Origin of the sequence: Streptomyces sp. NPDC050264, assembly GCF_040655895.1 — a bacterium.
Lineage (GTDB): Bacteria > Actinomycetota > Actinomycetes > Streptomycetales > Streptomycetaceae > Streptomyces.
In genome coordinates, this window is the sequence record NZ_JBFAKV010000007.1 from 187,969 (window position 1) to 209,272 (window position 21,304).

Genomic DNA, 21,304 nt, shown 5'->3' on the forward strand with positions numbered 1-21,304 from the left:
AGCTCCTGGTGAGGAATTCGGTCGGCCCGCGGTGTGGAGTGCTCCTGGTGAGGAATTCGGTCGGCCCGCGGTGTGGAGTGCTCCTGGTGAGGAATCCGGTCAGCCCACGGCGTGAACCCGTTCAGCCGTCACGCCGCGCCCCGCGCAGGCCCCGCACCGACGATGGGCCAATGCCGCACAGACCCCGCCGCATCCGAACCGCCCTCGCCGCACTGCTCGGCGCCGCGCTCCTCGGTGCCGCTCCTCCCGTGCACGGGGCGGCGCGGAATCCTGTCTGCCGGGTTCCCAAGAACCCGGCCCTCGCCAAGCAGCTCACCCGCGACCTGCGCGCCGCGCTCGGCCCGCGCCGCGGCACCGTCTCCCTCGCGCTTTACGACGACCGCACCAGGGCCCGCTGCACCCTCGGCGGAGGCACCCGTTACGACGCGGCCTCCGTCGTCAAGGTCCTGACGATGGAGGCCACCCTGCGCCGCGCCGAGCAGCGCCACCGGCCCCTCACCGGCTGGGAGCGGCGCAACATCCGCCCGATGATCCGCAGTTCGGACAACGCGGCCGCGGGCCGCCTGTGGAACGACCTCGGCCACCCCTACCTGGCCGCCACCCTGCGCCGGGCCGGCACCACCCGCACCGGCCTCGGCCCGTACGGCTACTGGGGCCTGACCCGCACCACGGCCGCCGACCAACTGCGCCTGCTCGGCGTGCTCACGAACCGCCGCTCCTTTCTCAAGGCCCGCTCCCGCTCCTACGGGCTGAAGCTGATGAGCGAGGTCAGGAAGGACCAGCGCTGGGGGGTGAGCGCGGGGGTGCCGCACGGCCTGCGCGTCCACCTCAAGAACGGCTGGCTGCCCCGCGCCGCGCACGGCTGGCGCGTCCACAGCATCGGCGTGTTCACCGGCGGCGGCCGTACCTACCGCATCGCCGTCCTCTCCCACGACAACCCGTCGATGGCGTACGGGGTGCGCACCGTGGAACGTGTCGCCCGGGCCGTCCACCGCGATCTCAACAAGGGGCGCGCCGCCGCCCGCGGCCTCACTCCCGCCGGTGAGATCAGCGAGCGCTCGGACGGCTCGGCTCCGCCGTACGATCCCGAACTTCCGCCTCGATAGGGCCTGTTGGGCGTTCCGGGTGTCGCGGACGTGCCCTGGCCGCGACCGCGTACAGGATCAGACCGAGCGCGAGCCCCGCGCCCGCTCCGAAGCAGAGCGTCGGGACGATCTCCCAGGGCTTCCACGCGAGGCCGGACTCGTCCACGTACGCGAGCCAGCGCGCCACCCGGACCGCGGCGCAGCCGCACGCGCACCCGCCGATCAGGGCGCACGCCGCCCACCGCTGCCCGGCCGACGCGGCGGCGGGTCCGCCCGTCCCGGGGGCGCCCCGCACCGCCCGCCACGCGAACACCCCGATCACGATCAGCGCGATCGCCGAACTCCCGTACTGCACATACCAGTAGAGCGGTGAACCGGCCACTTCCTCGCCGAGGACGGGGAAGACCCGCATGCCCCAGCGGTCGGGATGCGTGAACGCGTCCCACACCACGTGCGTCGTCGCCCCGAGCGCCGCGGACACGTACCACCACCACGGCCGCCACCGGTCGCCGCCGCCGTCCTGCCCCCGGGCCACCGTCCACACGCGGCCGCGTACCCGGCGCGGCAGCAGGGCGAGGACCGGCTCCCGGATCAGCCGCCACAACGCGACCAGCGCGAGCGCGATCAGGATGTCGACGGTGAAGACTCCCGTGAAGGAGTGCGTGAAGTCGCCGAACTCCATCGCTCCGGGCACCGCGCTCGCCAGGAAGTACGTGACGTCCGGCGCGAATGACCCGGCGACGAGCAGCGACGGCACGAGCCGGCCGCGCCCGGCGCCGTCGCGCCGCAGGAACGGAAGCACCGCCGCGGCATGGCTGATGGTGAACGGCACGGGGGCTCCTTCGTGACGAGAACGTGCAAGCGTGGAAGCCTACGACGACGCGTACATGAGCAATCGGTTAATAACGGACGCGAACAGGTGTCTACGCGGCGGAAGTTGTCGTAGTGTCGGCTGGGTCCGTGCGATGGGGAGTGCGGGGATCCGGAAAGCCTCGTGATCCGAGGCGGGCCGGGCAGAGCGGCTTTGACGGGCTATATGGGAGGGGTTCGCGGCATGGCGGCGGTATTCGGCAGGAGGCTGCGCAGGGGCGCGATGACGGCAGCGGTCGCCGCCGCGGCGGTGGCCGCTCTCTCGGCGTCACAGGCACCGGGCGTGACCGCCCCGCAGACGGGTGGCGGCCAGTCCGCCGCGGACCTCTCCGACGACGACCCGACGCCCGACGTGGCGACCGGCCCCGACTACTACACGGATCTGCCGCCGCTCGACAGCCCCACCGACGGTCCCACCGCCTCGCCGGGTTCCGCCGTGGGCACCGGCGGCACCGAGTCGGGCATCCCCGCCACCGTCCTGGACGCGTACAAGAAGGCCGAGGCCGAGCTCGCGGTCAGCAAGCCCGGCTGCAATCTGCCGTGGCAGCTGCTCGCCGCGATCGGCAAGGTCGAGTCGGGCCAGGCCCGCGGCGGCAACGTGGACGCGAACGGCACGACGATCAAGCCGATCCTCGGCCCGGCGCTGAACGGCCAGGGCTTCGCGCTGATCAAGGACACCGACGGCGGCTCGTACGACGGCGACACGGAGCACGACCGGGCCGTCGGCCCCATGCAGTTCATTCCCTCCACGTGGGAGTGGGCGGGCCGCGACGGGAACGGTGACGGCAAGAAGGACCCGAACAACATCTACGACGCCGCCCTCGGCGCCGGTCACTACCTGTGCCGCAACGGCTGGGACCTGTCCAACGCCACGGACCTGAACAAGGCGATCCTCAGCTACAACAACTCCTCGGACTACCTCGCCACCGTCCTGTCCTGGCTGGAGTTCTACCGCAAGGGCACGCACGAGGTTCCCAACGGCACCGGGGCGCTGCCCACGAACCCCAGCGGCGGCGGGTCGACCCCGTCGACGAGCCCGTCCCCGACGACCCCCGGTACGTCGAGCCCGTCGCCGACGAACCCCGGCACCGGCGGCTCCCACACCCCGGGTACCGGCGGCGGTTCCGAGAGCCCGGACCCGTCGGACCCGCCCACCACGCCGGCCCCCGCCGAGTCCGTCACCAAGCTGACGAACGCGGGCATCGGCAAGCTGAGCGCCATGGCCGGCGACGCCTTCGGCGAGCAGGTCGCGGTGCGCTCGCAGAACGCCAAGGGCAAGGGCGTCGCCAAGGTCCGGGTGCGGTTCGCGATCGTCGGCGACACGGACACGAGGTTCGCCGGCGGCGCCACCAGCGCCGTCGTCACCACGAACAGCTCGGGTGTGGCCACCGCGCCCAAGCTCACCGCGGGCGAGGAGACCGGCGAGTTCACGGTCCGCGCCACCGTCGTCGGCCGCTCCCTGCCCGGACTCGACTACAAGGCGACCGTCACCGCGCGGTCGGCCGACGCGCTGATCCGCACCGGCGACAAGGCGCTCACCTGCGTCGCGGGAGAGGAGTTCGCGGACGCCGTCGAGGTGAAGGCGACGTACCGGGGCGCCGCCGCCGACGGTGTCGCCGGGACCGCCACCCTCATCACGTCGTTCCTCGACCCGTCCGAAGCGGACAAGGGCCCTTACTTCAAGGACGAGGACGGCAAGGCGGTCCGCACCCTCAAGGACCTGAAGACGGGCGCCGACGGCCTGCTCGAGCTCCCGAAGCTGTACGCGGACGACACGGCCGGCACGTTCCTGCTGCGGATCAACCTGACCGGCGGCGCGACGCTCACCGTCGAGCTGAAGGTGACCGCCGCCCCGGCCGACGGAGCCTCCGGGACGCCGTCGGCGTCCGCGAGCCCCTCCGCGTAACGTCCGGCGCTGCAAGCCCTCCGGCCCCACGGGGCCGGGGGGATTCGTCGTGTGCGCAACGTGTTCTCATCTCGGCCCCGCGTTGCTACGGTGCACCGACTCGGAGGCCTGACGCCTCATCAGATCCCGTGTGCCGCACGGCTGCAGGGAGGTCGGACATGCGCGCCCTCATCGCCGCGGCGATCGGACTCGGCTTCGCCTTCGCCCTCGTACTCGCCATCACGGCGATCGGCGCCCCACCGGGCGAGACCTCGCCGAAACCGCTCCTGACCACCGTCCCCGCACACCCGTAGCGCGACCGCGATCCGACCGTCGCCGAGGAGGGCCGCCGAGATGCGCCGCAAGGTCAGCCTGATCCTGCTCGCCTTCGCCGTGTTCTTCACGGCACTGTCCCCGCTGATGCGCTGGTACGCGTTCCCGCGCCTGGCGAAGATCCCGCCGAGCCAGTACCAGACGATGGTCCTGGAGGCGAAGAACGCGACCCTCATCGACTACGGCACCATGCAGGCGAAGACGGTCCCGAAACTGACCGTCGTACAGACCCTCAAGGGCGACGTCGAGGAGTCGGAGAAGATCGAGAAGAGCGCCGGGCGCGATGTCGTCGTCTGGGACGGCCTCAGCTACATCGTGGGCCCCGACGGCAAGTTCGTCTCCCAGATCCCCGAGCGCTACATCTTCGACGCGCACAGCCAGGAACCCGTGCACGCCACCGGCGAATCCGTCGACGGCGACCCGGTCACCCGGCAGGGCATCGAGTTCAAGTGGCCGTTCCTGACGGAGAAGCGGGACTACGAGTACTTCGACGCGCGCGCCCGCATCACCCGCCCCATCCACTACAAGGGCACCGAGACGTTCCGCGGCGTCAAGATCTACCGCTTCGAGCAGACCATTCCCTGGACGAAGGTCCCCTTCCCCAAGAAGCTCCCCGTGCAGGGCATCACCGCCGAATCCATCGCCAGGACCGGCACCCAGATGTGGTACACCACGGTCCGCACGTTCCTGGTCGACCCGACGACCGGCGCCCCCGTATACGGCGAGGAGCGGCACAAGGAGGAGATGCGCGGCGGCACCCTGCTCGGCGGCAAGGACAGGGTCACCGCGTTCGCCGGCGACGTGAGGATGCGCGAGGACTACATCAGGTCGACCGTCGACCTGGTCAACTCCCAGCGCACCCTGGTCCTGCTGCTCACCGCGTACCTGCCGTGGGGCTTCCTGATCCTCGGACTGCTGCTGCTCGCCCTTTCCCTGTGGCTGGAGGCCCGCGGCCGGCGGCCCGGGGAGCCGAAGGACGCGGCGGCGCGGGAGCCGCGGCCGGTCAGCGCCTGAGCCGCGCGTTCGTGTACCGCGTCGGCTCCGCCGCGGCCGGGTCCTCGGGCCACGGATGCTTCGGGTAGCGCCCGCGCAGATCGGCCCGCACGGCCAGGTACCCGTCCCGCCAGAAGGACGCCAGGTCCGCGGTGACGGCGGCGGGCCGCCCCGCGGGAGAGAGGAGATGCACGAGCACCGGCACACCGGCCACCCGCGGCGTCTCCTCCAGCCCGAACATCTCCTGCAACTTCACCGCGAGCACCGGCTGTTGCACGTCGGAGTAGTCCACGCGGATCCGTGAACCGCTGGGCACCTCGATCCGCTCCGGCGCCAGTTCGTCGAAGCGTGCCGCGACGCCGCCCGCCCACGGCAGCAGCCGCTTCAGGGCCTGCCCGGCGTCGATCCGCCCCAGATCCGCCCGGCGCCGCGCCGCGCTCAACTCGGGCTCCAGCCAGCCGTCCACGCGCGCGTACAGCCCCTCGTCGCTCACGTCGGGCCACGGCTCCCCGACCTGGCGCCGCACGAAAGCAAGCCGCTGCCGAAGCGCCTCGGCATCCCGGTTCCACCGCAACAGCCCGAGCCCCTCCCGCCGCAGCCCCTCCAGCAGAGCGTCGCGTACGAGACCGGGCGCGGCCTTCTTCAGGGGACGCACGGCCAGCTCGACAGCGCCGAGCCGCGTCACGTGCCGTGCCACCAACTCGCCACCGGCCCACGCCACTTCATCGCCCTCGGCGTACAGCGAGGCGGCCGCCCGGCGCGCGACCTCCTCGTCCACGACCGCCCCGAGCCGCACCCGCGCGTGCCCGGCCCCCACCGGCCGGTCGGCCACAGCGACAGCCACCCACTCGGCATGCCGCAGCGCGGACCCGTCCCCGATCTCCGCCCGCGTCCCGGACACCATCAGATACGAGCCGCCGGCCTTACGGGCGACGCGCTCGGGGAACGCGAGAGCGGCGACGAGCCCGGCGACGTGATCGTCGGAACCGCCGTCCCGCCCGGCATCCGGTGGTGCGGACCGCTCCACGAGCCCGGACAGGCGCCGTACCTCCTGACGCCACCGGGCGCCGTAGCTGTCGCCCCCGCGCCGAGCCGACCGCAGGGCACCGCCCAGATCGTCCCCGTACTCCCGCGGCGGCTCCTCGCTCAGCAGGGCCACCACTTCCGCCGCCCGGCGCGCGCCCACCACCGGCACCGCGTCGACCAGCGCCCGGCCCAGCCGTGGATGCAGTCCGAGCCGGGCCAGCCGGGCGCCCCGCTCCGTGGCCCGCCCCGAGACGGGGTCCACCGCGCCGACCGCCGCCAGCACGGTCCGCGCCGCCGCCATCGCCCCGCCCGGCGGCGCGTCGAGCAGCGCCAGCCCCGAAGCCTGCGGATCGCCCCAGCAGGCGACCTGCAGCGCGAACGCCGTCAGGTCCGCCACCTTGATCTCCGGCGCGGGGAACCGTGCGAGCCGCCCGTCCTCCGCCTCTTCCCAGCACCGGTACACCGCACCCGGCGCCTCCCGCCCGGCCCGGCCCGCGCGCTGCGTCCCGGCCGCACGCGAAGCCCGTACGGTCGTCAGGGCGCTGAGCCCGCGCGCATGATCCACCCGCGGCTCCCGGGCAAGCCCCGAGTCCACCACGACCCGCACCCCGGGCACCGTCAACGACGACTCCGCGACGGCCGTGGCCAGCACCACCCGGCGCCGGGCCCCCGCCGAGAGCACGGCGTCCTGCACGGCGGCCGGCGCCCGCCCGTGGACCTGGAGCACCTCGACGTCGCCGATCGCGCCCAACTGCCCCGCGACCCGGGCGATTTCCCCCACGCCCGGCAGAAAACACAGCACGTCCCCGGCGCGCTCCGCGAGCGCGCGCCGCACTGTTGCCGCCACATGCGACAGCAACGCCGGGTCCACCCGCATCCCGTGCGGCGGCCGCACCGGACGCGCGGGCGGCGCCCAGACCACGTCCACGGGGTGGGAGACGCCCGCCGCCTCGACGACCGGCGCGCCCCCGAGCAGCTCCGCCCACCCCTGGGCGTCCGTCGTCGCCGACGCCGCGACCAGCTTCAACTCCGGCCGCAGCGTTTCCCGTACGTCGCACAGGAACGCCGCGACGGTGTCCGCGTCCAGGTGCCGCTCGTGCACCTCGTCGAGCATGACGGCATCGACTCGGCCACCGCCGGCCAGTTCCTGGTCGCGCTGCAACCGTTGCAGCAGCACACCCGTCGTGACGACCTCCACGCAGGTGCGCGGCCCGACCACGCGCTCGCCGCGCACCGTGTAGCCGACCCGCTCCCCGGCCCGCTCGCCGAGCATCCACGCCATCCGCCGCGCGGCCGCCCGTGCCGCGATCCGCCGCGGCTCGGCGACGACGACCCGGCGCACGGGCGCGTCCGCGTCGAGGAGCCCGGCGAGCACCAGCGGGACGAGCGTCGTCTTGCCGGTGCCCGGCGGGGCGACGAGCACCGCCGTCCCGTCCGCGTCGAGCGCGGTGCGCAGCGCGGGCAGCGCGGACCGTACGGGCAGCTGATCGAGGAGGTCGGCACGGATCACCCCCTCAGTCTCCAGTACCCCCGGCGGGGTGGGCGTCCCGCTCGCACACGAAGATCGCGGTCCCGGGGATCAGGTTCCCGCGCAGCGGGGACCAGCCGCCCCACTCCTGTGTGTTCCACGCCGGCCACTGGGGCTCCACGAGGTCCACGAGGCGGAAGCCGGCCGCCACGATGTCCCGCACCCGGTCCCCGACCGTCCGGTGGTGCTCGACGTACACGGCACGCCCCTCCTCGTCCTGCTCCACATAGGGGGTGCGGTCGAAGTAGGAGGCGGAGACGCTCAGCCCTTCCGGACCGGGCTCGTCGGGGAACGCCCAGCGGATCGGGTGCGTTACGGAGAAGACGAAGCGGCCCCCGGGCCGCAGCACGCGGCGCACCTCGCGCAGCACACCTACGGAGTCGGCGATGAAGGGGAGTGCCCCATAGGCGGAGCAGGCCAGGTCGAACGAGGCGTCCTTGAAGGGGAGTACCCCCGCGTCCGCCTCGACCAGGGGCACCTTCCCGCCGTCGATCCGCATCGCGTGCTGCAGCTGGCGGTGCGAGAGGTCGAGGGCGACGGGCCGCGCGCCCTGGGCTGCCAGCCAGCGCGAGCACTGCGCGGCGCCCGCGCCGATCTCCAGGACGGCCTTGCCGGCCAGTTCCTCGGCCGGGCCGAGCAGTTCGGCCTCCACCTCGTCGAGGCCCTCGGGGCCCCAGACGAAACGGTCGTCCCCGAGGAACGTGCCGTGCTCGACCTGGTAGTCGTCCGCGTTCCGGTCCCACCAGCCGCGGTTGGCCCGCGAACTCTCCGTGGTCCCCGCGTCGCGCCGGGTCGCCGTCGACTCGTCGTCCACCGACGAGCCTCCTTGATGCGCCTCGCGCGCTTCCATTGGTCCGGACTCTTGGATGATCGGCTCCCTCGTCGTACTCTTCCGTCCAACCCCACGCCGGGAGGGCATCTACAGCGGGCTCTGCGCCCCTCGTAGCCTCGTGCGACAGGTTTTGTGCCGGGTATGCGGCGTTCGCCCCGGGTGTGCGCCTTCGCGACATTGACCCTGCCCGGCAGCCCCCGTATGCTACAAGTTGCGCTGCGGGCCTGCGCACCTCAGACATAGCAGGCTGTGCTCGCATCTGTTGCATGTCCCCTCGGTTGTCGAGGCGCCACCAGGATCGTGGAAATCACGATCATGGATTCGGCGCTTCCTAGGCTGTCCGGCTTCTTCGGTGCGAAACAGGCTCCCGGCGTAGCAGTACCCCCCGACTTTCAATGTCCGCCGGAGCCCTTTCCCACATGACGAGCAGCACCGAGACCACCGCCACCACCCCGCAGGTTGCGGTCAACGACATCGGTAACGAGGAAGCATTCCTCGCCGCCATCGACGAGACGATCAAGTACTTCAACGATGGCGACATCGTCGACGGCGTCATCGTCAAGGTTGACCGGGACGAGGTTCTCCTCGACATCGGTTACAAGACCGAAGGTGTCATCCCGAGCCGCGAGCTCTCGATCAAGCACGACGTCGACCCCAACGAGGTTGTCGCGGTCGGCGACGAGATCGAGGCCCTGGTTCTCCAGAAGGAGGACAAGGAAGGCCGCCTGATCCTCTCGAAGAAGCGCGCGCAGTACGAGCGTGCTTGGGGCACCATCGAGAAGATCAAGGAAGAGGACGGCATCGTCACCGGTACCGTCATCGAGGTCGTCAAGGGTGGTCTCATCCTCGACATCGGCCTCCGTGGCTTCCTGCCGGCTTCCCTTGTCGAGATGCGCCGCGTCCGCGACCTCCAGCCCTACGTGGGCAAGGAGCTCGAGGCGAAGATCATCGAGCTGGACAAGAACCGCAACAACGTGGTCCTGTCCCGCCGTGCCTGGCTCGAGCAGACCCAGTCCGAGGTCCGCCAGACGTTCCTCACGACCCTCCAGAAGGGTCAGGTCCGCTCCGGCGTCGTGTCCTCCATCGTCAACTTCGGTGCCTTCGTGGACCTGGGTGGCGTGGATGGTCTGGTGCACGTCTCCGAGCTGTCCTGGAAGCACATCGACCACCCGTCCGAGGTTGTCGAGGTCGGCCAGGAAGTCACCGTCGAGGTTCTCGACGTGGACATGGACCGCGAGCGTGTCTCCCTGTCGCTGAAGGCGACGCAGGAAGACCCGTGGCAGCAGTTCGCCCGGACCCACCAGATCGGCCAGGTCGTGCCCGGCAAGGTCACGAAGCTGGTTCCGTTCGGTGCGTTCGTCCGCGTGGACGAGGGCATCGAGGGTCTGGTCCACATCTCCGAGCTGGCCGAGCGCCACGTGGAGATCCCGGAGCAGGTCGTCCAGGTCAACGACGAGATCTTCGTCAAGGTCATCGACATCGACCTCGAGCGCCGTCGCATCAGCCTCTCGCTGAAGCAGGCCAACGAGGCCTTCGGCGCCGACCCGTCGGCCGTCGAGTTCGACCCGACCCTGTACGGCATGGCCGCGTCCTACGACGACCAGGGCAACTACATCTACCCCGAGGGCTTCGACCCCGAGACGAACGACTGGCTCGAGGGCTTCGAGACCCAGCGCGAGGCTTGGGAGGGTCAGTACGCCGAGGCGCAGCAGCGCTTCGAGCAGCACCAGGCCCAGGTCATCAAGAGCCGCGAGGCGGACGCTCAGGCCGAGGCCGAGGGCGCTTCCACCACGGGTGCGGCTCCGGCCGCCTCCGGTGGCAGCGGCGGCGGTGGCGGCGGTTCGTACTCCTCGGAGTCGGACGACAACTCCGGCGCGCTCGCCTCGGACGAGGCGCTTGCCGCGCTTCGCGAGAAGCTGGCCGGCGGCCAGAGCTGAATCGCTCTGCGCTAGCAGGTAGTTGAACAGTGGGCCCGCACCTTTCGGTGCGGGCCCACTGTGTTTTCGCCTGCGCGCCGTAGGAGTTCGGCTCCGTGTGCGCGTGCCGGTCGTGTGTGGTTGCTCGCGCCGTTCCTCGCGCCCCTGGCGGGACGGGAATGTTCGCCGCCTTTCCGGACGTTCCCCGTATGAACACGAGGAGGAGCGGTCACAGTGCTTGATGCGCAGGATCTGTACACATGGGAGCCGAAGGGCCTCGCCGTGGTGGACATGGCGCTCGCCCAGGAGTCCGCCGGCCTTGTCATGCTCTACCACTTCGACGGATACATCGACGCGGGCGAGACCGGCGACCAGATCGTCGACCGGCTCCTCGACTCGCTGCCCCACCAGGTCGTGGCGCGTTTCGACCACGACCGGCTGGTGGACTACCGGGCACGCCGCCCGCTGCTCACCTTCAAGCGCGACCGCTGGACCGAGTACGAGGTGCCCTCGCTCGAGGTGCGGCTCGTCCAGGACGCCACCGGCGCGCCGTTCCTGCTCCTCGCGGGGCCGGAGCCGGACGTCGAGTGGGAGCGGTTCGCGGCGGCCGTGCTGCAGATCGTGGAGCGCCTCGGAGTGCGGCTCGCGGTGAACTTCCACGGGATCCCGATGGGCGTTCCGCACACCCGTCCCGTAGGCCTCACCCCGCACGGCAACCGCACGGATCTGGTCCCCGGCCATCGCAGCCCCTTCGAGGAGGCGCAGGTGCCGGGCAGCGCGGAGGCGCTGGTCGAGTACCGGCTGATGGAGGCCGGTTTCGACGTTCTCGGGGTCGCCGCGCACGTCCCCCACTACATCGCGCGCTCCGCGTACCCGGACGCCGCGCTCACCGTGCTGGAGGCGATCACCGGCGCGACCGGGCTCGTGCTGCCCGGTGTCGCGCACGGCCTGCGCACCGAGGCGCACCGTACGCAGACGGAGATCGACCGGCAGATCCAGGAGGGCGACGAGGAACTGGTCTCGCTCGTACAGGGCCTTGAGCACCAGTACGACGCGGCCGCCGGAGCCGAGGTCCGGGGGAACATGCTGGCCGAGCCGGTGGAGATTCCGTCGGCGGACGAGATCGGCCAGGAATTCGAGAAGTTCCTGGCCGAACGGGAAGGCGACTCCTGATCGCCGGACCCGCTGGGCAGGCCCTAAGCTTCCGCTTATGTTGAAGGTGGGGTTGACCGGCGGCATCGGCGCCGGAAAGAGCGAGGTGTCCCGGCTGCTCGTGGAGCGCGGGGCGGTCCTGATCGACGCCGACCGGATCGCGCGCGAGGTGGTCGAGCCCGGTACACCGGGACTCGCGGCCGTCGTCGAGGCGTTCGGCGACGAGGTGCTCGCCCCGGACGGCACGCTCGACCGGCCGAGGCTCGGCTCGATCGTCTTCGCCGATCCCGACAGGCTCGCGGTCCTCAACAAGATCGTGCACCCGCTGGTCGGCACCCGGTCCGCCGAGCTGGAGGCCGCCGCGGGCCCCGACTCCGTCGTCGTCCACGACGTCCCGCTGCTCGCGGAGAACGGTCTCGCGCCGCTCTACGACCTGGTGATCGTCGTCGACGCGAGTGCCGGGACCCAGCTCGACCGGCTGACCCGGCTGCGCGGCATGACCGAGGAGGACGCGCGGGCCCGGATGGCCGCGCAGGCCACCCGCGAGAAGCGCCGCGAGATCGCCGACGTGGTGATCGACAACGACGTACCGCGGGAGCGGCTGACGGAGCGGGTCGAGGCGGTCTGGGCCGATCTCGTACGCCGGGCCGCGGGGCAGGAATAGCCCTTGCGGTTTCGGGTGTTGACCGGATCGGGTGTCGACGTGATCGACAGGTCGACGCCGGAAGGGAGTTGACCGTGTCCGACGCCACCCCGGAGACGCACGTCATCGACTACCGCGCGGCCGAGCAGCTGCTGGCCGCGCGAGATCCGCGCGGCGCGGTGAAGCTCCTCGACGACGTGATCGCGGCCCACCCGGAGAACACGGCGGCCCGGCTGCTCAGAGCCCGCGCGTTCTTCGCCGCCGCCCAACTGCGCGCCGCAGAGCTGGAGTTCTCGATCGTCCTCGAGCGCGAACCGGACAACGCGTTCGCGCACTTCGCTCTGGCCCGGACGTACGAACGCTGGTCGCGGCCGCAGCAGGCCCGGCGGCACTTCCGTCTCGCGGCGGCGCTCGATCCGCAGCCCGAGTACCTGGCCGCCGCGCGCTTCGACGAGTGACCCCGGCGGCCGGCCGGACGCACACCTTTCGATCAAGGCGCCCTGGTGTCAGGGCGCCTTTCGGTACGGTGGGACGTCGCGGCCGGGCTGGTAGTGCGGTCCCTGGTGGATGTGGCGGAGGATCATGAAGACGTCGACCGTCGTGACGAGCCACAGCACTCCACAGGCCAGCGCCCACCACGGGCGGTGCGCCAGCAGGAAGGCGACGGTGCCGAAGACCGTCCAGACGAGGCCGAACAGGGCCAGGCCGAGCCGCAGCCGCAGGGGACTGCGTGCGGTGACCGGCTCGTCACCCGTACGCACCGGATGCACCGGATTCATGGGCACCATCCCCTCATGACGAAGAGGCCCCCTTCCAGGGTGCCACGATCGAAGGAGCGGGCGTGTGCTGGACGTACTGAAGGGTGACGAGGCGTGCGCCGCGTGGCTGGCGGCGCTGGACGACGCGGCGATACCCGCGCTCCCGGCCGAACTGCCCGGCGCGCTCGACCTGCCCGACGTGCTGCTCGACCTGGCCGTCCCCCACGAGGACATCAACGAACTGCTGCGGCTGCGCGCCGAGTTGCTGGCGTCCCCGGAGCTGCGGACGTTGCTGGCGCGGGCGGTCAGCGGACTGCTGTGGCGGTCGGGGGAGCCGGGGCAGGGCGTCGGACTGCCGGTGTTCCCCGCGGCGGCAGGGGCGCTCGGACGCTGCTTCGCCGTGTTCGTGTTCGTCGCCGCGCTGCCGTACACGCGGGCCCACCACCGCGAGCGTGGCATCCCCGACGACGTGTCCCGGCGCACCCTCGCCGACCTCGGCCGCAATCTCGCCGTGCACCGCAGGCGGTTCGGCACGACGGGGCTGCTCGTACCGTGGTGGCCGACCCGGCACTTCCGGGGCGAGCTCTACCAGTTGGGACGGCTGCAGTTCGAGCGGGTGCGCCTGGGGCGGCGTACGGGGGAGGGGCTCGCGGCGACGGGAGCGCCGGTCGGACCCGGGGACCCGGCGCTGAGCGTGCACATCCCGGACTTCCGCGGGCCGATGTCGCCCGAGGCGTGCGACGACTCGTTCGCACGGGCCGGGGAGTTCTTCGCGCGGCACTTCCCCGACGAGCCGGCCGGGCTCGCGGTGTGCCATTCCTGGCTCCTGGACCGGCAGTTGCGGCAGTACCTGTCGGCGGACTCCAACATCATCCGCTTCCAGGACCGGTTCGACGTCGCGCGTCTGTCCGATGAACCGGATGACGACGCCCCGGTCGCCTTCGTCTTCGGCGGCACCGAGACGCCGCGCGAACTCCTGCCGCGCCGCACGAGCGTGCAGCGCGCCGTCCTCGGTCACCTCGACGCGGGCGGGCACTGGTACGCGGGACACGGCTGGTTCCGGATGTAGGAGTCCGGCTGCCGCGGCCGTGTGGAGGGAACCGGGCTGGACGGGTGTTCGTTCCCTGTGCATGAGCCTTGAGATGCGTACGGGGTACGAGGGGACGGGGCCGGGCGCGATCACGCCCGACGGCTGCGCCGTGGAGCTGTACTCGAGACTGCCTGTCGAGGGCGAGCCGGAGATCGTCGCGGGCGCCGTGCCCGCGGGCGCGACCCTGCTCGAACTCGGCAGCGGGGTGGGCCGGGTGACGCATCCGCTGGTGGAGCGCGGCTTCACGGTGACGGCGGTGGACGAGTCGCCGGAGATGCTGGAGCGGGTGCGGGGCGCGCGCACCGTGCGCTCCACCATCGAGGGCCTCGACCTCGGGGAGCGGTTCGACGTGGTGATGCTCGGCTCGATCCTGGTCAACACCGGGGACGCGGCGGTGCGGCGCGGCATGCTCGACACGTGCCGGCGCCATGTCGCCGACGACGGCTGCGTGGTGATCCAGCGCGAGGGTGACGGCGTGCACGAGAACCTGCCGCGGGAGCACGTCCTCCCGGGCGGGGCCGTCATCCGCAAGCTGTCCTCGGTGCCGGTCGGCGACGACGGGGTGCGCTCGGTGACGGTGGAGTACGTGTTCCCGGACGCCGTGTGGACCCAGACGTACCGGATCCGTCCGATGGGGATCCCGGAGTTCGAACAGGCGCTTGTGGAGGCCGGTTTGAAGGTCGACCGGTATCTGACGGAGAACCGCGGCTGGGTGCGGGCCGTACCGGCGTGAGCGCCGGCTGACGGGCTTCGGCGGGGTGCGATGAGTTCGGGCGGCGGCGCCGGTCCTAGTGGGTGACAGCGACCGACCGCCCGCCTCCGGGCCGGTACAGGCTCTCACCACCGCACAGGAGACCGTCATGACGAACCTCGCCGCCGCCTCCACTCCCGCCGCTTCCCGCGCCGCCGCCCCCGCCCGCTCCCGGCGTGCCCGGATCGCACTGCGCACGACCGCGATCGTGCTCGCCGCGTTCTTCGGGATCGCGAGCGGTCTGCCCAAGCTCTTCGCCGCCCCCGCCGCGGTCGAGGCGTTCGACTCGCTCGGGTGGGGCGCTGTGGGCATGTACGCGATCGGAGCGCTCGAACTCGCGGGAGCCATCGGCCTGTTGGTGCCGGTGCTCTCCGGGCCGGCGCCGATCGGGCTCGGTGCGCTCATGGTCGGCGCCTGCGTCACGCAGATCGTCGCCTTCGACGGGGAGAACGCGGCGACGCCGCTGATCCTGATCGTCCCGCTCGCCGCCCTGGCGTGGGCGCACCGGGGACGCAACCGGGAGCTGGCGGCCCTGCTGCTGCGGCGCGGCGCCTGACCGTGCGGGGTTCCTGAGCCCGGGGCCCGGCCGACCGAGAGCCCCTCGCCGACCGAGGTCCACGTGGAGCGGACCTCGGTTCAGTGCTGCCCGGATTCCGCTTCGGGGTCCTGCCCCGGGCCCTGGCCGAACACGCCGCGCAGCCGCTCCAGTTCCCGGCGGTCGCGCTTGGTCGGGCGGCCCGTGCCGCGGTCGCGGACGCCGACCGGGGCGATCACCTCGCGCGGCGGGGGCGGCGGGGAGTTGTCGATGTACGTCTCGGCCGCGACCGGCGCCCCGACCCGCTTGCGGATCAGGCGCTTCACCACGACCAGGCGCTCGCGCACGCCGGGCTGGCGCAGCCGCACCTCGTCGCCGACGCGCAGCGCGTGCGCGGGCTTCGCGCTCGTCCCGTTGACCTTGACGTGGCCGCCCTTGCAGGCCGCCGCGCCCGCCGAGCGCGTCTTGACCAGGCGTACGGCCCAGATCCAGCTGTCGACCCGCACGCTCTCGCCGCCGCCCGGAGCCGCCGCCCGCGCGGCGTCCACCGGGTCCGGGGTGCTCGACGTCCCTGATGTCTCCGATGCCATGCTCCGACTTTAGTGCCCGCCTGATGCCGTCACCGGCTCCGTCGGCGAGCCCTGGGCGGGACGCCTCCACCCAGCCCGGATAATCCGGGCAAACCGCATGTAGTCGACAGTGAGGCGCCCCCGTCATGGCCGCGATGGACCCGGACAACGCCCGGCAGGAACAGGAACGGCAGGGCCGGCGGAACCGGCACGACCGTAACGATCTCCAGGGCGAGGTCGACCTCCAGGCCGAGGTCGACCGGCTGATGGACGGACTGCGGTCCGATCTGGTGCGGCTCGCCGCGATCCCGTCGGTCGCCTTTCCCGGATTCCCGGACGAGCCGGTGCGCCAGGCCCACGACCTGCTCGTAGAGCTGCTGCACGAGGCGGGCGTGGAGCGCGTCGAGCGCATCGACCTGCCCGACACGGCGCCCGTGATCTTCGCCGAGATCCCGCCGCCGGCCCCGGACGCCCCGACCGTCCTGCTCTACTCCCACTACGACGTGCAGCCCGCGGGCGACGAGAGCCTGTGGCGGTCGCCGCCGTTCGAGCCGACGCCCGTGGAAGAGGGCGGCGAGAGCGGGCTGCGGGCCCGCGGGGTCGCCGACGACAAGTCGAACGTCATCGCGCACCTGGGCATGCTCCGCGTCTTCGGAGGCCGTCCGCCCGTCGGCGTCAAGATCGTCTTCGAGGGGCAGGAGGAGTACGGCAGCCCCTTCGACGACTATCCGCCCAGCGACCCCGGGCGGTTCGCCTGCGATGCCATGGTCATCGCCGATCTGGGGAATCTGCGGCCCGGCACCCCGACCCTCACCACCGGTCTGCGCGGTGCGGCCGAGGTCGTCGTCGAGGTCCGTACGCTGCGGGAGCCGCGCCACAGCGGCGAGTTCGGCGGCGCCGCCCCGGACGCGCTGCTCGTCCTCCTCAAGGCCCTGTCCACCCTGCACGACGTGCACGGCGACGTCGCCGTGGAGGGACTGCGCCGCGACGAGTGGACCGGCACGAGCTACACCGAGGACGAGTTCCGTGACCTCGCCGGAGTCGAGGACGGCCGCCCGCTGATGGGCAGCGGCACCCTCGGCGAGCGCCTGTGGAGCGGCCCCGCCATCACCGTCGTCGGACTCGACGCCCCGAGCGTCGAGCACGCCGCGGCGGCCGTCGTCCCCTACGCCCGCGCCAAACTCAACCTGCGCTTCCACCCGCTCCAGGACCCCCGCGAGGCCCGGACCCTGCTCGTCGACCACCTCGCCGCCCTCAAGCCGTTCGGCATCCCGCTGACCGTCACGCCCGGCGACACAGGACCCGGCTACGAAGCGGCGACCGACGGCCCCGCCTACCGCGCCGCCCGCACCGCGCTCAAGGAAGCCTGGGGCACCGAGGCCTCGTACGTCGCGACCGGCGGCTCCATCCCCCTGGTCAACGGCCTCGCCCAGGCCGCGCCGGACGCCGAGGTCCTCCTCTTCGGCGCCCAGGACAGCATGTGCAACCTGCACGCCCCGAACGAACGCGTCCTCTTCTCCGAACTGCGGGCCACCGTCGTCGCCATGTGCGCGTTCGTCCGCGAGTACGCCGCCGACTTCGAGGGCGGGGCCACGTCATGAGTACGCAGACGCGGGTTCCGGAGCGGGAACAGCCCCCGGCGAAGAAGAAGTTCACCTTCCCCAGCGCCCTGACCGTCCTCGCCGTCGTCACCGTCGCGGTCTGGCTGCTGGCCTTCCTCATCCCCTCGGGACAGTACGACCGCAACGGCGACGGCGCCCCGCTCGAAGGCACGTACCACCGCGTCGACTCCGGCCAGTCGTTCCTGGACCGGCTCAACGACCTGTTCCTGGCACCGGTCAACGGCCTCTACGGCATCCAGGACCTCAAGACGTCCCTGGTCGGGCCGGACAACTCCGGTGATCTGTACGGCAGCGCGGGTGTCTTCCTCTTCGTGCTCGCCATCGGCGCCTTCATCACCGTCGTCTTCGCGACCGGCGCCCTAGACCGCGGCATCGGCCGCCTCGCCCACCGGCTGCGCGACCGCGGGGCCCTGCTCATCGCGGGCGTCATGGTCGTCTTCTCGGTGCTCGGCACGGTCGAGGGCTTCGCCGAGGAGACCCTCGGGTTCTACGGGCTGATCGTGCCGCTCATGCTCGCGCTCGGCTACGACCGGATGACGGCCGTCGGCGCGATCATCCTGGGCGCGGGTGTCGGCGTGCTGTGCTCGACGGTCAACCCGTTCGCCACCGGCGTCGCCTCGTCCGCCGCGGACATCTCCCTCGGCGACGGCATCGCCCTGCGGTTCGTGATGTGGATCGTGCTGACCGCGGTCACGGTCGCGTACGTCGTCCGCTACGCCCAGCGCGTGCGGAAGAACCCGGACCGCTCGCTCTCCGGGTTCCTGCCGGGTGACAAGGACCGGGACAAGGCGGCGTCGGACGCTGCCGAGGTCCCCGAACTGACCACGCTCCACAAGGCCGTCCTCGTCGTCACGGCGCTCGTCTTCGCCTTCATGATCTTCTCGGTGGTGCCGTGGGCGAGCGCGCTGACGGGCAAGGCCGACGCGAAGCCGTACGGCTTCGAACTCGGCTGGTCCTTCCCGCAGTTGGCGGCGCTGTTCCTGTGCGCCGCCGTACTGGTCGGGCTCGTCGGGCGGATGGGTGAGCAGAAGCTCAGCTCGACGATCATCCAGGGCGCCGCCGACTTCGTCTCCCCGGCGCTCGTCATCCTGCTGGCCCGCGGCGTCACCGTGATCATGAACAACTCGAAGATCACGGACACGGTGCTGCACGCCATCGAGGGGGTCGTGAAGGGCACCTCCTCCGGGATCTTCGCGATCATCGTCTTCGTCGTGAACCTGCCGCTGGCCTTCCTCATCCCGTCCACGTCCGGGCACGCCACCCTCGCCATGCCGATCCTCGCGCCGCTCGCCGACTTCGCGGGCGTCTCACGGGCCGTCGTCGTCACCGCGTGGCAGGCGGCGAGCGGCTGGATGAACCTGTGGGTGCCGACGACCGCCGTCACCATCGGCGGCGTGGCCCTCGCCAAGGTCGGCTACGACAAATACCTGCGGTTCGTGTGGCCGCTGCTCGCCCTGCTGTTCCTCCTCATCTGCGCGTTCGTCGCGCTGGGCGCCGCGTTCACGTAGCCGTAGGGTCTGTCTTCAAACTCCCCGCTGCCCGGCGACGCCCGGCACGCGCTCCCGCCGCACCGGGCGCAACGCCGAGTACGCCCCGTACGAGGCCCCGCACCCGGCCCGCCGAGAGCACCCACCGAACGCCGCCGGGCCGCCCTCCGGGCGACGAGAGGAGTTTGAAGCCAGGCTCTAGGGTCGGGGGAATGGACGACGGCGGCGGACTCGGCGGACTCGACGAGCGGATCACGCGGTGCCGGGCCTGTCCCCGGCTCGTCGACTGGCGTGAGGAGGTCGCGCGCACCAAGCGCGCGGCCTTCGCCGACGAGACGTACTGGGGCAGGCCCGTGCCCGGCTTCGGCCCGCCCGACGCGTCCCTGCTGATCGTCGGGCTCGCGCCCGCCGCGCACGGCGGCAACCGCACCGGCCGGATGTTCACCGGCGACCGCTCGGGCGACGTCCTGTACCGGGCCTTGTACGACGTCGGGCTCGCGTCCCGCCCGGACGCGGTCTCCGTCGACGACGGTCTGACCCTGCACGGCGTGCGCATCACGTCGCCGGTGCACTGCGCGCCGCCCGCCAACAAGCCGACCCCGGGCGAGCGCGACACCTGCCGCCCCTGGCTGGTGAGCGAGCTGGAACTGCTGCGGCCCACCCTGCGCGCGGTCGTCGTGCTCGGCGGTTTCGGCTGGCAGGCGGCGCTGCCCGCGTTCGCCGCGGCCGGCCGGCCGGTGCCGCGTCCGCGCCCGCGTTTCGGCCACGGCACCCGCGTCGACCTCGACGGTCTCGCGCTGTTCGGCTGCTTCCACGTCAGCCAGCGCAACACCTTCACCGGCCGGCTCACCCCCGAGATGCTGCGCGACGTGCTGCGCACCGCCGCCACGGAGGCCGGCCTGGCGGTGACTCCGCCCGGCGCCCCACCGACCGGAGCGACACCGAACGGAGCAACAGATCAGGAACCGCCGCCCCCGGCTTCCTAGCGTGAAAGGGTGACGACACCCTCCTCGCCGACGACACCGTCCACGCCGGTCCCGGCCCCGCAGACGAGCGGCCACCCTCCGGCCGCGGCCTACCGCAACCTCGTCGTGGCCACGATCGGTTTCGCGCTCACGTTCTGGGCCTGGAACCTGATCGCGCCGCTGGCCGGCGTCTTCGGCTCGGACCTGAAGCTCAGCTCGTTCGCCCAGTCGTTCCTCGTGGCGGTGCCCGTGCTCGTGGGGTCGCTCGGCCGCATCCCGGTCGGCGCGCTCACCGACCGCTACGGAGCCCGGCTGCTGTTCCCGCTGATCTCGGCGCTCACCATCATCCCCGTGCTCCTGGTGATCCCGGCCCGGCACAACTTCGGCGCGATGCTCGCCGTGGGCTTCCTGCTCGGCCTCGGCGGCACCACGTTCGCCATCGGCATCCCGCTGGTGAACTCCTGGTTCCCGCCCGCGCACCGGGGCCTCGCGCTCGGCATCTTCGGCATGGGCATGGGCGGCGTCGCCCTGTCCGGCTACCTGACACCGCGGATGGCCAAGCACGGCGAGAACCTGCCGTTCCTCGTCGTCGCCATCGCGCTCGCCGTGTACGCGGTCCTCGCGGCCGTACTGATCACCGATCACCCGGACCGCAAGATCCCCACGACGTCCCTGGGCAAGCGGCTCGGCGCGGCCGGCAAGCTGCGTGTCACCTGGGAACTGTCGGCGCTGTACGCGATCGGCTTCGGCGGCATCGTCGCCTTCGGCGTCTACCTGCCCACCTACCTGAAGACCTGGTACGAACTGAGCCCCACGGAAGCGGGCACCAAGGCGGCCGGCTTCGCGCTCGTCACCGTCATCTTCCGGCCGATCGGGGGCTGGCTCTCCGACCGGATCCACCCGGCGACCGTCACCGCCTGCGCGCTCGCCGTCGTCGCCCTCTTCGCGATCCTGCAGGCCTTCGACCCGGCCCTGAACCCGATGGGCACGATCTGCTTCCTGGTCATGGCGGCCGGTCTCGGCACCGCGAGCGGCAGCGTCTTCGCCCTCGTCTCGCAGGTCACCCCGCAGCCCCAGGTCGGCTCGGTGACCGGCATCGTCGGCGCGATGGGCGGCCTCGGCGGCTTCGTCCCGCCGCTGGTCATGGGCGCGATCTACAGCGCCAAGGACTCGTACTCCATCGGCTTCATGCTCCTGTCCGACCTGGCCCTCGCCGGCTGCGTGTACGCGTACGGCCGGATGCGCAACGCCAAGGCGGAGTGAG

At 72.0% G+C, this 21,304-nt stretch carries 20 protein-coding genes; 15 read left to right on the forward strand and 5 right to left on the reverse strand.

Annotated elements, in window-relative coordinates; genetic code table 11:
• Nucleotides 1–170 precede the first annotated feature (170 nt).
• Nucleotides 171–1,106, forward strand: a complete 936-nt coding sequence (locus AB0J02_RS14755; RefSeq protein WP_363194020.1) for a serine hydrolase — start codon at nt 171–173, stop codon at nt 1,104–1,106.
• Here AB0J02_RS14755 and AB0J02_RS14760 read toward each other — a convergent pair.
• Nucleotides 1,048–1,917: a DUF4184 family protein gene (locus AB0J02_RS14760; protein WP_363194021.1), complete on the reverse strand. Its 870-nt coding sequence runs from the start codon at nt 1,915–1,917 to the stop codon at nt 1,048–1,050. The two genes, AB0J02_RS14755 and AB0J02_RS14760, sit on opposite strands and share 59 nt — an antisense overlap.
• Nucleotides 1,918–2,139: 222 nt before the next feature.
• Between AB0J02_RS14760 and AB0J02_RS14765 the strand changes: the two genes are divergently transcribed.
• The 3 genes from AB0J02_RS14765 (at nt 2,140) to AB0J02_RS14775 (ending at nt 5,187) form a co-directional block, all read left to right on the forward strand.
• On the forward strand, nt 2,140–3,861 hold the full coding sequence (locus tag AB0J02_RS14765) for a lytic transglycosylase domain-containing protein (protein ID WP_363194022.1): 1,722 nt from the start codon (nt 2,140–2,142) through the stop codon (nt 3,859–3,861).
• A 158-nt stretch (nt 3,862–4,019) separates the two neighbouring features.
• On the forward strand, nt 4,020–4,154 hold the full coding sequence (locus tag AB0J02_RS14770; protein WP_363194023.1) for an SPW_0924 family protein: 135 nt from the start codon (nt 4,020–4,022) through the stop codon (nt 4,152–4,154).
• Nucleotides 4,155–4,194: 40 nt separating this feature from the next.
• Complete coding sequence (locus AB0J02_RS14775) at nt 4,195–5,187, forward strand: DUF3068 domain-containing protein (RefSeq protein WP_363194024.1); 993 nt, start codon at nt 4,195–4,197, stop codon at nt 5,185–5,187.
• Here AB0J02_RS14775 and hrpB read toward each other — a convergent pair.
• Both hrpB and AB0J02_RS14785 read right to left on the reverse strand, forming a co-directional pair.
• Complete coding sequence (gene hrpB / locus AB0J02_RS14780; protein ID WP_363194025.1) at nt 5,177–7,702, reverse strand: ATP-dependent helicase HrpB; 2,526 nt, start codon at nt 7,700–7,702, stop codon at nt 5,177–5,179. The two genes, AB0J02_RS14775 and hrpB, sit on opposite strands and share 11 nt — an antisense overlap.
• A 4-nt stretch (nt 7,703–7,706) precedes the next feature.
• On the reverse strand, nt 7,707–8,570 hold the full coding sequence (locus tag AB0J02_RS14785; protein WP_363194026.1) for a class I SAM-dependent methyltransferase: 864 nt from the start codon (nt 8,568–8,570) through the stop codon (nt 7,707–7,709).
• Between the two features lie 401 nt (nt 8,571–8,971).
• Between AB0J02_RS14785 and rpsA the strand changes: the two genes are divergently transcribed.
• The 4 genes from rpsA (at nt 8,972) to AB0J02_RS14805 (ending at nt 12,721) form a co-directional block, all read left to right on the forward strand.
• Nucleotides 8,972–10,489, forward strand: a complete 1,518-nt coding sequence (rpsA, locus tag AB0J02_RS14790) for a 30S ribosomal protein S1 (RefSeq protein ID WP_363194027.1) — start codon at nt 8,972–8,974, stop codon at nt 10,487–10,489.
• A gap of 213 nt (nt 10,490–10,702) precedes the next feature.
• Nucleotides 10,703–11,641, forward strand: coding sequence for a PAC2 family protein (locus AB0J02_RS14795; protein ID WP_363194028.1), 939 nt, complete (start codon nt 10,703–10,705; stop codon nt 11,639–11,641).
• 37 nt (nt 11,642–11,678) lie between these two features.
• The gene (coaE, locus tag AB0J02_RS14800) at nt 11,679–12,284 is read left to right on the forward strand and encodes a dephospho-CoA kinase (RefSeq protein WP_363194029.1); all 606 of its coding nucleotides are present in this window, start codon (nt 11,679–11,681) and stop codon (nt 12,282–12,284) included.
• Nucleotides 12,285–12,358: 74 nt separating this feature from the next.
• Nucleotides 12,359–12,721, forward strand: a complete 363-nt coding sequence (locus AB0J02_RS14805; protein ID WP_363194030.1) for a tetratricopeptide repeat protein — start codon at nt 12,359–12,361, stop codon at nt 12,719–12,721.
• A gap of 48 nt (nt 12,722–12,769) precedes the next feature.
• Here the strand turns inward: AB0J02_RS14805 and AB0J02_RS14810 are convergent, their stop codons facing one another.
• A complete protein-coding gene (locus tag AB0J02_RS14810) occupies nt 12,770–13,042 on the reverse strand; it encodes a DUF6343 family protein (protein ID WP_363194031.1) in 273 nt (90 codons plus the stop codon).
• Between the two features lie 115 nt (nt 13,043–13,157).
• Between AB0J02_RS14810 and AB0J02_RS14815 the strand changes: the two genes are divergently transcribed.
• The 3 genes from AB0J02_RS14815 (at nt 13,158) to AB0J02_RS14825 (ending at nt 15,418) form a co-directional block, all read left to right on the forward strand.
• The gene (locus AB0J02_RS14815; protein WP_363194250.1) at nt 13,158–14,090 is read left to right on the forward strand and encodes an acyltransferase domain-containing protein; all 933 of its coding nucleotides are present in this window, start codon (nt 13,158–13,160) and stop codon (nt 14,088–14,090) included.
• Between the two features lie 61 nt (nt 14,091–14,151).
• Entirely contained in the window at nt 14,152–14,844 is a 693-nt protein-coding gene (locus tag AB0J02_RS14820) for a class I SAM-dependent methyltransferase (protein ID WP_363194032.1), read from the forward strand.
• A 127-nt stretch (nt 14,845–14,971) separates the two neighbouring features.
• Nucleotides 14,972–15,418, forward strand: coding sequence for a DoxX family protein (locus AB0J02_RS14825; protein WP_363194033.1), 447 nt, complete (start codon nt 14,972–14,974; stop codon nt 15,416–15,418).
• An 80-nt stretch (nt 15,419–15,498) separates the two neighbouring features.
• Here the strand turns inward: AB0J02_RS14825 and AB0J02_RS14830 are convergent, their stop codons facing one another.
• Nucleotides 15,499–15,987 carry an RNA-binding S4 domain-containing protein gene (locus AB0J02_RS14830; RefSeq protein WP_363194034.1) on the reverse strand — a complete coding sequence of 163 codons (489 nt, stop codon included), beginning with the start codon at nt 15,985–15,987 and terminating at the stop codon, nt 15,499–15,501.
• A 125-nt stretch (nt 15,988–16,112) separates the two neighbouring features.
• Here AB0J02_RS14830 and AB0J02_RS14835 point away from each other — a divergent pair, with 125 nt between their 5' ends.
• The 4 genes from AB0J02_RS14835 (at nt 16,113) to AB0J02_RS14850 (ending at nt 21,303) form a co-directional block, all read left to right on the forward strand.
• On the forward strand, nt 16,113–17,567 hold the full coding sequence (locus AB0J02_RS14835) for a M20/M25/M40 family metallo-hydrolase (protein WP_363194035.1): 1,455 nt from the start codon (nt 16,113–16,115) through the stop codon (nt 17,565–17,567).
• Entirely contained in the window at nt 17,564–19,096 is a 1,533-nt protein-coding gene (locus tag AB0J02_RS14840) for a YfcC family protein (protein ID WP_363194036.1), read from the forward strand. Before AB0J02_RS14835 ends, AB0J02_RS14840 begins: the two co-directional genes overlap by 4 nt.
• Nucleotides 19,097–19,287: 191 nt before the next feature.
• A complete protein-coding gene (locus tag AB0J02_RS14845) occupies nt 19,288–20,061 on the forward strand; it encodes a uracil-DNA glycosylase (protein WP_363194037.1) in 774 nt (257 codons plus the stop codon).
• Between the two features lie 105 nt (nt 20,062–20,166).
• On the forward strand, nt 20,167–21,303 hold the full coding sequence (locus tag AB0J02_RS14850; protein ID WP_363194251.1) for an MFS transporter: 1,137 nt from the start codon (nt 20,167–20,169) through the stop codon (nt 21,301–21,303).
• Nucleotide 21,304: the final 1 nt, after the last annotated feature.